The 11,304-nt window shown below is 65.2% G+C and carries 12 protein-coding genes; 5 read left to right on the top strand and 7 right to left on the bottom strand.

Going from position 1 to position 11,304, the window contains the following annotated elements:
- Positions 1 to 193 precede the first annotated feature (193 nt).
- On the top strand, positions 194 to 1,747 hold the full coding sequence (locus tag TQ29_RS09335; protein WP_054538926.1) for a trimethylamine methyltransferase family protein: 1,554 nt from the start codon (positions 194 to 196) through the stop codon (positions 1,745 to 1,747).
- Here the strand turns inward: TQ29_RS09335 and TQ29_RS09330 are convergent.
- The gene (locus TQ29_RS09330; RefSeq protein ID WP_037211324.1) at positions 1,744 to 2,037 is read right to left on the bottom strand and encodes a DUF6477 family protein; all 294 of its coding nucleotides are present in this window, start codon (positions 2,035 to 2,037) and stop codon (positions 1,744 to 1,746) included. The genes TQ29_RS09335 and TQ29_RS09330 overlap by 4 nt on opposite strands.
- Positions 2,038 to 2,295: 258 nt before the next feature.
- Between TQ29_RS09330 and TQ29_RS09325 the strand changes: the two genes are divergently transcribed.
- The gene (locus TQ29_RS09325; RefSeq protein WP_054540389.1) at positions 2,296 to 3,387 is read left to right on the top strand and encodes a DUF6456 domain-containing protein; all 1,092 of its coding nucleotides are present in this window, start codon (positions 2,296 to 2,298) and stop codon (positions 3,385 to 3,387) included.
- A 2-nt stretch (positions 3,388 to 3,389) separates the two neighbouring features.
- Here the strand turns inward: TQ29_RS09325 and TQ29_RS09320 are convergent, their stop codons facing one another.
- Positions 3,390 to 4,106, bottom strand: a complete 717-nt coding sequence (locus TQ29_RS09320) for a VIT1/CCC1 transporter family protein (RefSeq protein ID WP_054538925.1) — start codon at positions 4,104 to 4,106, stop codon at positions 3,390 to 3,392.
- A 122-nt stretch (positions 4,107 to 4,228) separates the two neighbouring features.
- Positions 4,229 to 5,695 carry a catalase gene (locus TQ29_RS09315; protein WP_054538924.1) on the bottom strand — a complete coding sequence of 489 codons (1,467 nt, stop codon included), beginning with the start codon at positions 5,693 to 5,695 and terminating at the stop codon, positions 4,229 to 4,231.
- Between the two features lie 95 nt (positions 5,696 to 5,790).
- Here TQ29_RS09315 and TQ29_RS09310 point away from each other — a divergent pair, with 95 nt between their 5' ends.
- Positions 5,791 to 6,732 carry a hydrogen peroxide-inducible genes activator gene (locus TQ29_RS09310; protein WP_054538923.1) on the top strand — a complete coding sequence of 314 codons (942 nt, stop codon included), beginning with the start codon at positions 5,791 to 5,793 and terminating at the stop codon, positions 6,730 to 6,732.
- Between the two features lie 10 nt (positions 6,733 to 6,742).
- On the opposite strand, the gene TQ29_RS09305 is transcribed toward TQ29_RS09310, so the two are convergent.
- Positions 6,743 to 7,291 (bottom strand): peroxiredoxin, encoded by a 549-nt coding sequence (locus TQ29_RS09305; protein ID WP_054538922.1) that lies wholly within the window; start codon positions 7,289 to 7,291, stop codon positions 6,743 to 6,745.
- Between the two features lie 199 nt (positions 7,292 to 7,490).
- Here TQ29_RS09305 and lipA point away from each other — a divergent pair, with 199 nt between their 5' ends.
- A complete protein-coding gene (lipA, locus tag TQ29_RS09300) occupies positions 7,491 to 8,441 on the top strand; it encodes a lipoyl synthase (RefSeq protein ID WP_054538921.1) in 951 nt (316 codons plus the stop codon).
- Positions 8,442 to 8,447: 6 nt separating this feature from the next.
- Here the strand turns inward: lipA and TQ29_RS09295 are convergent, their stop codons facing one another.
- The gene (locus TQ29_RS09295) at positions 8,448 to 9,338 is read right to left on the bottom strand and encodes a cytochrome c (protein WP_054538920.1); all 891 of its coding nucleotides are present in this window, start codon (positions 9,336 to 9,338) and stop codon (positions 8,448 to 8,450) included.
- 59 nt (positions 9,339 to 9,397) lie between these two features.
- Positions 9,398 to 9,871, bottom strand: a complete 474-nt coding sequence (locus TQ29_RS09290) for a cytochrome c (protein ID WP_054538919.1) — start codon at positions 9,869 to 9,871, stop codon at positions 9,398 to 9,400.
- A 92-nt stretch (positions 9,872 to 9,963) separates the two neighbouring features.
- Here TQ29_RS09290 and TQ29_RS09285 point away from each other — a divergent pair, with 92 nt between their 5' ends.
- On the top strand, positions 9,964 to 10,848 hold the full coding sequence (locus TQ29_RS09285; RefSeq protein WP_054538918.1) for a LysR family transcriptional regulator: 885 nt from the start codon (positions 9,964 to 9,966) through the stop codon (positions 10,846 to 10,848).
- On the opposite strand, the gene aroQ is transcribed toward TQ29_RS09285, so the two are convergent.
- Complete coding sequence (gene aroQ, locus TQ29_RS09280) at positions 10,845 to 11,294, bottom strand: type II 3-dehydroquinate dehydratase (protein WP_054538917.1); 450 nt, start codon at positions 11,292 to 11,294, stop codon at positions 10,845 to 10,847. The two genes, TQ29_RS09285 and aroQ, sit on opposite strands and share 4 nt — an antisense overlap.
- Positions 11,295 to 11,304 lie beyond the last annotated feature (10 nt).

Here is an 11,304-nt window from a genome sequence, read left to right as displayed (position 1 = left end):
CGGGGCCGCGATCTTCTCCCTGCCTTCAAAGATACACATTCGAATGTGTTATGTCATTCGTCTTGGCCGATGTCGCAGTTGGCCGGTATTGCGGCGCAAAATTTCCTTTGCCTGTCGGGAAATCCAAATAGACACTGTGCAGGCTGGGCGGCACGGGGATTGCGCAGCCGGATCTGCGGGAGCTGAAAAAGAGATGGCTGAGACCGAGGTGGCACGGACGGGCAGGCGCGGCCGGGGTGGCGGCGGGGCGGCACGGCGGGCCGAGCGCACCGCCGTGACAACCGATACCGCCCGGTTCATCGAGCGCAATATCCCGAATTTCGAGATCCTCAATGCCGAGGCGCTCGAGATCATCGAGGCCAATGCCGAAACCGTACTGGAAGAGATCGGCGTGAGCTTCTCGGAAAACCCCGGCGCGCTGAAGCTGTGGCGCGCGGCGGGGGCCGATGTGCGGGGCGAGCGCGTGCATATCCCGCGCGGGCTGGCGCGGCGGCTGTGCGCCACGGCGCCTGCGCGCTTTACCCAACATGCCCGCAACCCGGCGCGCAATGTCGAGATCGGTGGCAATTCGCTGGTGCTGGCCCCGGTCTACGGCCCGCCTTTCGTGCGCGACATGTCCGGCGGGCGGCGCTACGCGACGATCGAGGATTTCCGCACCTTCGTGAAGCTGGGCTATATGTCGAAATGGCTGCACCATTCCGGCGGTACCCTATGCGAACCCACGGATGTGCCGGTGAACAAGCGCCATCTGGATATGCTGCACGCCCATATGACGCTGTCGGACAAGCCGTTCATGGGCTCGGTCACCGAACCGTCGCGCGCGCAGGATTCCGTCGCGATGTGCGAAGTGCTGTTCGGCCGCGATTTCGTGGCAAGGAACACGGTGATGACATCGCTGATCAACATCAACTCTCCGCTCAGTTTCGACGCCACCATGATGGGCGCGCTGGAGGTATATGCACGGGCCAATCAGGCCTGCATCGTGTCGCCCTTCATCGTCGGCGGGGCAATGGCGCCGGTTTCGGTGGCCGGCACGCTGACACAGGTGCTGGCAGAGGTTCTGGCCGGGGTCGCCTATTCCCAGCTCGTGCGCCCCGGCGCGCCGGTGATCTTCGGCGCCTTCGTCGCCTCGATCGACATGAACTCCGGCGCGCCCACCTTCGGCACGCCCGAGGCCAGCCAGATCCTCTACGGCGCGGGGCAGCTGGCGCGGCGGCTGGGGCTTCCGTTCCGGTCGGGCGGGGGGCTGTGCGGTTCCAAGCTGCCGGACGCGCAGGCGGCCTATGAAACGGCGAACACGCTGAACGCGGCGCTTCTGGGCGGGGTGAATTTCATGCTCCACGCCTGCGGCTGGCTGGAAGGCGGGCTGGTGGCCAGTTTCGAGAAATTCGTGATGGATGCCGACCAGCTCGGCGTGCTGCACAAGCTGGCGGCCGGTGTGCCGGTGGATGTGCAGGCCCAGGCGATGGATGCGATCCGCGAGGTCGGGCCGGGCGGGCATTTCCTGGGCTGCGCCCATACCCAGGCGCATTTCAAGGATGCGTTCTGGCGCACCGATCTGCTGGATTACAAACCGTTCGAAACCTGGGACGAAGACGGCGCGCGCGATACCCAGGTGCTGGCCGCCGCGCGGGTGACGAAGCTGCTGGCGGATTACCGGCAACCTTCGCTGGACCCGGCCGTGGCCGAGGCGCTGGACGGGTTCGTCGCACAGCGCAAGGCCGCCCAGCCCGACGCCTTCGCCTAGGGGCGCGCGTCGGGGCGCGGCAACAGCCGGGCCTCTGCCATCAACGCGATCAGCACTTCGATATGGCGCGCGACCGAATAGGTCGCGTCGCCCGATTTGCGTGTCGCCTCCATCTGCTCTTCCTGCTCCAGCAGCGCGCCCAGCGATTGAAGCGGCGAGGGCAGGCGGACGCATTTCATCAGGCGCGAAAGATCCCGCTCGCGGCGATAGTCGGTCAGCCCGAACCGGGCGGCGCGGATCAGAAGGCGGGGGCGGCGGAGCGTCTTGAGAATGCTGAGCGGGTCGGACATGCGATACCTCTTTGAGTTCTGACCGCTGCAGAATGATACAACCTGGGCGCGTGTTGCATTTTGCGCCGTTTCACCGTTCGGAGGTTTCAGAGCCCTTTATCAATTAAATACAATCATAGGGATCGGCCGATTTGTTAAGGTTCTGGTAAGAAAGACAACCTTAGCGTGTATTTGGCTGATCTGAAGCCGGGCGTTGCCGCCAATCACAACCGGGGGAAATCTGTGATAGGGGACATCACGCATGACAGACCGCAGGCAATGCCCGGCCCGACCTGGGTGCCGGTTTCCGCCCAGTGGTACCTGGCGCATACCGTCGATCAGCGCCCGATCCGTGCCCTTGCGCGCGACAGCGGGCGCCACCCGTCGACGATCTTGCGGCACGTGCGTCGTATCGAGCAGCGCCGCGACGACCCTTTGATCGATTCCGCGCTGCTCCGGCTCGGCCGATCCCTTCTTTCCGTGGACAAATGTGAGGATGTCTCTGCCATGACAGCACCGATGCGACCTTCCAAAAGCCCTTCCGATGAAGCAACCGTGACCCGAGAGGCCAAGCGGATCCTGCGCCGCCTGTGCGAGACGGGCGCGTTTCTTGCGATCGCGCCGGATCTGGAAAAGGCGGTGGTGCTGAAGGAGGGTGCGAAGGGAGAGACGACGCGCATCGCCGTGGTGTCACGCGGGGTGGCCGAGGCGTTCGCGCTGAAAGACTGGATTTCGTGCCATACCCGCGGCCGGGTGACGACCTATCAGATCACCGGCGCCGGCCGGGCGGCGCTGAAGCGCATCCTGGCCGAAGAGCCGCGCGCGGTGGCAGGTTTTGCCGAGGCGCAGACCCCCTTCGGCGCACAGCACCGCGAATGGGCCGAGCGTCCGGTGATGGGCGCGGGCGATGAGGAGCCGCGCCAGCTGCGCTACAATCTGGCGGAATCGCCGCTCGCGCTGCTGGCGCGGCGCAAGGACAAGGGCGGCAATCCGTTCCTTACCTCGGATCTGGTCAGCGCCGGCGAACGGCTGCGTGAGGATTTCGAACTGGCCCAGATGGGGCCGCGCGTCACCCAGAACTGGGACAGGTTCCTGAGCGGCGGTGATCGCGGCGGTTTCGGCGGCGCGGGCGGCCCGGCGGACGGGCCGCGCGCCGCGCGCGACAGGGTGGCCGCGGCGCTGCGCGATCTGGGGCCGGGCCTGGGCGATGTGGTGCTGCGCTGCTGCTGTTTCCTGGAGGGGATGGAGGCCGCGGAAAAGCGCATGGGCTGGTCGGCGCGGTCGGGCAAGATCGTGCTGCGTATCGCGCTGCAACGTCTGCGCCGCCATTATGACGAGCAGAGCGGCGGGCGGGCGAACATGATCGGATAGGCTCAGCCCCCCACGATCATCCCGACCAGATAGGCGACAAGGGCGCAGACGCTGCCCACGGTCACGGTTTCGCCGATCGAGCGCAGCCGTGGCTCGCCCGTCGCGTTGCCGCGCAGCGCGCCCAGGGCGGCCAGCGCGGTCAGCGTCGCCAGCAGCGACAGGCGAAAGGTGTGATCCGTGGCCTCCATCAGGAAATAGGGCACGATCGGGATGACGCCGAAGGCGACGAAGGCCAGAAAGGTGACCAGCCCGTTCAGGGCCGGGGTCTCTCCGTCGGGATCGTTCAGGCCGGAGTCGTATTTCATGATCAGCTCGGCCATAAGCGTGGGCTGGCGCGCAATCAGCGCGCTGGCGGCATCGGCATCGCTCTGGCTCATGCCGCGCGCGTGTAGCAGCCGGCCGAGATGGGCGCGCTCGGCCGCCGGGTGGTCGGACATGCGGTGCAGCAGATCCGCCCTCTGGCCACGGTAGAGCTCACGCTGGGAGCGTGCGGACAGGAATTCGCCCAGCCCCATCGACACCGCATCGGCAAAGAGATTGGCCAGGCCGAAGATCAGCACCGCCAGCCCGCCGATCTGCGCCACGCCCTCGGCGCTGGCCCCGGCGAAACCGGCGACGATGGCAAAGGTGGTGACGATCCCGTCATTGCCGCCATAGACGATCTGTTTGAGGTATTCCTGAACCCGGCGCAGCGGCACGGCATCGGTCTGGCTTGGCATGGCTGTCTTCCACCGTTGGGCGCGCTCAGGATAGCCGATGGCGGGGGCGCGGCAAGATGGCTTCGTCACGCACGCGAAGGGCGCCCCGCGACGGGGCGCCCTTGCCGGCCTTCCGTACGCGCCTATTCGGCGGCGGCCCTTGCGCCGGCCAGTTCCCTCAGCGCCGCGCGGATGCCATCGCCGTAGGCGGGGCTGACCTTGTCATAATTCGCCAGCGCCCTGTCGATGATGTGCTGCGGCACGCCCTGCATCGATTCCGCGGTGTTCATGTAAAGCCGCGCGCGCTGATCGTCGGTCATCAGATCGTGCAGCGCCCGGGGCTGGCTGTAGTCATCGTTGCCGTCGCGGTGGTTATAGCGCGCCGCATCCCCCGAGATCTTCAGCGGCGGCTCCATGACCGACGGATCCTCTGTCGCGCCGCCCATCGAGTTGGGTTCGTAATAGGCATCCACCGCCCCGGTCTTCTGCCCGAAAAAGTTCATGCTGCCGTCCTTGTGATAGTGATGCACCGGGCATTTCGGCTGGTTGACCGGGAGCGCCTCGTAATGGGTGCCCAGCCGATAGCGATGGGCGTCGGCATAGGAAAACACCCGCGCCTGCAGCATCTTGTCGGGGCTGTGGCCGATGCCGGGCACAATGTTCGACGGGCTGAAGGCGGCCTGCTCGATCTCGGCGAAGTAATTGTCGGGGTTGCGGTTCAGCTCCATCACCCCGATCTCGATCGGCGGGTAATCGGCATGGGGCCAGACCTTGGTCAGATCGAACGGGTTATAGGGGGTTTTTTCGGCATCTGCCTCGGGCATGATCTGAACCTGCAGCGTCCAGCGCGGGAACTCGCCCGCCTCGATCATGCCGAACAGCGCCTCCTGATAGCCTTCGCGGGTTTTCCCGACGATCTCCTCTCCCTCGCGGTTGGTGTAGTGGCTGTGGCCCTGCTGGGTCTTGAAGTGGAACTTCACCCAGAACCGTTCGCCCGCGTCGTTCCAAAGCGAATAGGTGTGGCTGCCGTAGCCGTTCATGTTCACCGGGGTCCGGGGCAGGCCGCGGTCGGACATCAGGATGCTCACCTGATGCAGCGATTCGGGGCTGAGCGACCAGAAATCCCACATCGCCGTGGGCGAGCGCAGGTTGCTGCGCGGATGGCGTTTCTGGGTGTGGATGAAATCGGGGAACTTATAGGGGTCGCGGATGAAGAACACGGGCGTGTTGTTGCCCACCAGATCCCAGTTGCCTTCCTCGGTGTAGAACTTCAGGGCAAAGCCGCGCACGTCACGCTCGTGATCCGCGGCGCCCATTTCACCGGCCACGGTGGAAAACCGTGCCAGCATGGGGGTTTCCGTGCCGGGCTGCAGCGCCTTGGCGCGGGTATATGCCGAAATGTCCCCGGTGATGCGCAGCGTGCCGAAGGCGCCCCAGCCCTTGGCGTGAACGACCCGCTCGGGGATGCGCTCTCGGTTCTGGTGGGCCAGTTTTTCGAGCAGCTGGTAATCCTGCATCAGCAGCGGGCCATGGGCGCCCGCGGTCAGGGAATTCTGGTTGTCGGCGATCGGTGCGCCGGCTGTGGTCGTCAAGCGTTTGGTGTCGGACATGGGTGCCTCCCGGAACAAATTCGATGCCAGACTTGTGCCAGAGTTTAGCTATAATTAGAAATTGCATTTAATTACCGTTTTGATAACATATCATTATGAATATCACCTTCCGGCAGCTCAGCTATTTCATCGCCCTGGCCGAGGCGCGCAACTTCGGCCGCGCGGCGGCGCAGATGCATGTGTCGCAGCCGGCACTCTCGGTTCAGATCAAGGAGCTCGAGGCGCAGCTTGGCGCGCAACTGGTCGAACGGCAGCCGCGCAAGATCGTGCTGACCCCGGCCGGGCACGAGTTGTTGCGCCATGCCCGCAGGATCATGGAGGAGATGCGCGCGTTGCAACTTTCGGCGCGCTGGCAAAAGGGGCTGGCGGGCAAGCTGACGCTGGGCGTGATCCCGACGGTGGCGCCCTATCTCATCCCGGTGGCGCTGCCGCTGCTGCGCACGCGCGACACGTCGCTGGAACTGGGCGTGCGCGAGGCACGCACCGAACGGTTGCTGAATGATCTGGGCGAGGGGCTGCTGGACGCGGCGGTCATCGCCATTCCCAGCCATATGGATCATCTGGTCGAGGAGGCGCTGTTCGAAGACCGGTTCCTGCTGGCCGGATCAGAGGCGCAGCTTTCGGCGCTGGACGGGCAGACCGAGGGGCTGAAACCCACCGAGCTGAACCCGGACCGGCTGCTGTTGCTGGAAGAGGGGCATTGCCTGGCCGATCAGGCGCTGGAGGTGTGCGCGCTCAAACGGTCGCAGACGCGGGTCGATCTGGGGGCGTCGTCGCTGGCCACGCTGTGCGGGCTGGTGGCAGAGGGGTTCGGGCTGACCTTCCTGCCCGAGATCGGGCTGAAAAGCGAAACCGCCTCGACAGGGCACCTGGCGATCCGCCGGTTCGAAGAGCCGCAGCCGCGCCGCACCATCGGTCTTGTCCGACGGCGTTTGTCGCGTGATGACGGATGGTTCCGGGATCTGGCAGAGATTCTGCGCGAAGCGGGCGAGAGCCTGCTGGATCAGGCGCGCCGGGCCTCTCCGCCCGGCGCGTGATGGCGAAGGCTCAGGCGGCCTTTTCGCTGGCGTCGGATTTCAGCCAGTTCAGAACGGTCTCGGGCGAGGACACGCCATAGGGGTCTTCGCCGTGGTTGTCGCACAGGCCGGGCTCTTCGAACCATGCCTCGACCACGCCGTCATTGATGACGGCGGCATAGCGCCACGAGCGCATGCCGAAGCCCAGGTTGTCCTTGTTGACCAGCATGCCGACACGGCGGGTGAACTCGCCCGAGCCGTCGGGGATGACCTTGACGTTGTTGATACCCTGGGCCTCGGCCCATTTGTTCATGACGAAGCTGTCGTTGACCGACATGCAGTAGATCGCATCGATGCCCTGCTCGGCGAAATCAGCAAAGCCGTTCTCGTAGCCGGGAAGCTGATAGGTGGAGCAGGTGGGCGTGAACGCACCGGGGAGCGAGAACAGAACAACCCGCTTGCCCGCGAAATAGTCGGAAGTGGTCTTGTCTTCCCACTTGAACGGGTTGGGTCCGCCGATGCTGTCGTCGCGGACGCGGGTGTGGAAGGTCACTTCGGGCAGTTTGTAGCCGGGGTTCATGGCGGATCCTCTCTCAGTTGTTCCCTGCCGCGCGACTCGGTTCTGCGGGTGCAACGCGGCGCTGCGGCATTGATTAGAACGATTCCAACTAAGTCTCAATCTCTGTTCCCCGGTTTTCGCGGTTCAACCCGGCTATGCGAAATCGGGCGTTACATTTTGTGCAGGGACGGTTAAGTAAAGAGCAGCAAAGAGGTGTTTCATGCGCGATCTGAAAATCCCGGGGCAGCGTCATCCCGAAAAGGCGCACCGGCCCGATACCCAGCAGCCGCGAAAGCCTGATTGGATCAGGGTCAAGGCCCCCACCTCTCAGGGCTATCGCGAGACCCACAAGATCATGCGCGAGCACAAGCTCGTCACTGTCTGCGAAGAGGCCGGCTGCCCCAATGTCGGTGAATGCTGGTCGCAGGGCCATGCCACCATGATGATCATGGGCGAGATCTGCACCCGCGGCTGCACCTTCTGCAACGTCGCCACCGGGCGGCCCGACACGCTGGATGTGTTCGAGCCGGGCCGGGTGGCCGATGCGGTGAAAAAGCTTGGGCTGAATCATGTGGTGATCACCTCGGTGGATCGCGACGACGTGGATGATGGCGGGGCCGAGCATTTCGCCCAGACCATTCGCGCCGTACGCCGCCAGGCGCCGGACACCACGATCGAAATCCTGACCCCCGATTTCCTGAAATGCGACGCGCAAGCGCTGGAAGTGGTGGTCGCGGCCAGGCCGGACGTCTTCAACCACAATCTTGAAACCGTGCCGGGGCTCTATCCGCAGGTGCGCCCCGGCGCGCGCTATTTCCACTCGCTCCGGCTGTTGCAGCGGGTCAAGGAGATCGACCCGGCGATGTTCACCAAATCCGGCATCATGGTCGGCCTCGGGGAGGATCGCCAGTCGGTGCTTCAGGTGATGGATGACATGCGCGCGGCGGATGTGGATTTCCTGACCATCGGCCAGTATCTGCAGCCCACGCCCAAGCATCACGTGGTAGACCGTTTCGTAACGCCCGATGAATTCAAGGCCTATGAAAAGGCCGCCTATGGCAAGGGCTTCCTGATGGTTTCGGCCACGCCGCTGACGCGGTCGTCCTATCACGCGGGGGATGATTTCGCGCAGCTTCGCGCGGCACGGCTGAAAAAGCTGGGTCGCGTCTAGCCCGCGTCACTCGACCGGCGGAACCGCTTTCAGATAGGCCGCGATCGCCGCCCGGTCTTCGGCCGGAAGTTTGGCCAAATTCTCAATGACCGGGGCCATGTGCCCGCCGGCGGTATCGAATTCCGGGGTGAAGCCGGTTTCAAGGTAATAGGCGATATCCTGCGCCGACCAGGTCAGCCGCGCCGGGGTGATGTTGGGAATGGTGCCTTGCCCGCCGGGGTTCGGCGCGCCGCCCAGCCAGGCATCGCGCCTTGCCCCGCCCAGCGCGTTGCGCGGGGTGTGGCATTCGCCGCAATGGCCCAGCGCCTCGACCAGATAGCGGCCGCGCATCAGTTCAGGTGTCAGGTCACCTTCCATCACCCAGCCCTTGTTCGCGAACAGGAATTTCCACCCGCCCAGCAACCGGCGGATGGTGAAGGGGAAAGACAGCTCATGCGCCTCGCTCGGGGTGGCGACGGGCGGCAGCGTGTCGAGAAACGTCTTCAGATCGACCACATCCTGCGGCGCGGCATTGGCGTAAGACGTATAGGGGAAGGCGGGGTAGTAATGCGCGCCCTCGGGCGAGACGCCGCGCATCATCGCATTGGCAAGCTCGATCACGCTCCACCCGCCGATGCCGACCCGAGGGTCGGGCGAGATGTTGGGCGCGCGGAAGGTTCCGAAATCGCTTGGAAAGCGCTGGCCGCCGCCAAGTTTAAGCTTGTCGTCGCCACTGGCGTTTTCCGCCGCATGGCAAGAGGCGCATCCGGCGGCCCAGAACACCTGTTCGCCGCGCGTGCGATCGCCTGTCAGCCCCGCGAACTTGTCCGGGGGTACGGTGCCGGGCGCGGTGATCCACCAGAACAGGGCCAGACCGGCGGCAAACACAATGACAAGAGCGGGAAGGGCGCGGCGCATCGGGGCCTCGTTTCAGGGCAGTGTCGGGGCGCGCGGTGGCCGCGCCGCCCCGGGGCGTTTTATTCCGGCGCGCGGTAAACCTTGTGGCAAGCGCCGCAGGCGCCGCCCAGCGGGCCGATCGCCGCGCGCAGCCCGTCGATACCGGTGCCGGCGGCAGCTTCCATCGCGACGGCAGCCTCGACCAGCGCCTGGCTCTTGGCCATCACGTCGGGAAAGTTGTCCCAGATCGCGGGCAGGGCACGGGTTTCCGCCGCCATGCTGTCAGACCCTTCGGGCCAGAGGGTCGACTGATCCAGAGAGGTCAGGGTGACGATATTCGATGCGGCCCCGCCGGCAATATCGGCGTTATATTCCACATCGCCCTTCGCCATGGCGCCGAGAATGCCAAGGTTATATGCGTAAAGGTCCATGTGCGCCTGGCGGGCCTTGATCGCCGCCTGCACCGCCATGTCTTCATCGCTGGCGCCGAGGGCGGCACCTGCCAACAGCGAAAGGCCAAGCGCGACGCCGAAAATCTTTGTTGAAGTACCCATCTGGATCTCCTTGAAAAAATTCCTGTGGGGAACAGTTTAGCTGTGAGAATATTTAACACCATTCGTCAAAAACGCAGCGGGCCGGTTAATAAATGCACAAGGAAAACTGGGACGACCTGCGATATGTGCTGGCGGTGGCGGAAGCCGGAACGGTCAGCGCCGCCGCGCGGCAGCTGGGAGTGAACCACGCCACCGTCCTGCGCCGCATCGCCGCGTTCGAGGAGCGGCACGGCGCGCCGGTGTTTCAGCGCAGCGGGCAGGGCTATACGCTGCGGGCGGATCGTCTGCGCATGCTCGATGCCGCGCGTGAGGTGGAAAACGCGGTTCTGGCGGTCGGGCGGCTGATCCGCGGGGCCGAGGCGCCGCTGCGCGGCGATGTGCGCATCACCTCGACCGATACCTTCTGTCACGCCATCCTGCCGTCGATCATGGCAGAGATTCAGGCCGGCGCGCCCGAGCTGCGGCTGACGCTTCTGTGTTCGAACGATCATCTGGATCTGTCGCGGCTTCATGCCGACATTGCCGTGCGCCCGTCGCCGGAGCTGCGCGACGGGCTGGTGGGGCAGGTGGCCGCCCATCTCGGCGTTGCCGTCTACGCTGCCCCGGGCGCGCCGGACAGGTGGCTTGGCGTCGCCGGCGCGCTGACGCGTTCGCGCGCGGGGGAATGGGTGAAGCAGAAGATGCACGCGGGCGATGTTGCGGGGGCCGCCGACAGTTTCATCGTGCTGCGAGAGATGGCGGCGCAGGGCCTCGGGCGGTCGGTGCTGCCCTGTTGCCTGGGCGACCCCGATCCGCGCCTCGTGCGTCTGGGCGATATCGTGCCGGAGCCGAGCGTGGAGATCTGGGTGGCCAGCCATGAGGATCTGGCCGATGTGCCGCGCATCGCCGCGGTGCGCAGGATGCTGGTGGACGGGCTCGCGAAGCGGGCCCGGGTGCTGTCGGGCGCGCCCGGCGCCGGTGGGGCAGGAAGCGGCTAGGCTTCTTTCGCTTCCGTCAGCACCGCCATCCGCCGCAGGGCAAGCGCATAGCCCTGAAGGCCGCACCCCGCGATCACCCCGTCGGCGCGCAGGCTGACATAGGAGTGCTGGCGAAAGCTTTCACGCTTGTGCACGTTGGAGATATGAACCTCCAGCACCGGCCCGTCGAAGGTGTTGAGCGCGTCCAGAAGCGCGACGGACGTATGGGTGAACGCGGCGGGGTTGATGATGATCCCGGCGGCGGCGTCGCGGGCCTCGTGGATCCAGTCGACGATCTGCCCTTCATGGTTTGACTGAAGCAGGCGGATCTCCAGCCCCAGGTCCTTGCCCAGGGTAGTGCAATCGGTTTCGACATCGGCCAAGGTGCCCCGCCCGTAGATCTCGGGCTGGCGCTGGCCCAGCAGGTTCAGATTCGGGCCGTTCAGAATATAGATCAGCTTGCTCACGTGACTTTTC

The organism is Actibacterium sp. EMB200-NS6 (assembly GCF_001305615.1).
Lineage (GTDB): Bacteria > Pseudomonadota > Alphaproteobacteria > Rhodobacterales > Rhodobacteraceae > Actibacterium_A > Actibacterium_A naphthalenivorans.
This window is presented reverse-complemented; position numbering and strand designations above follow the sequence as displayed.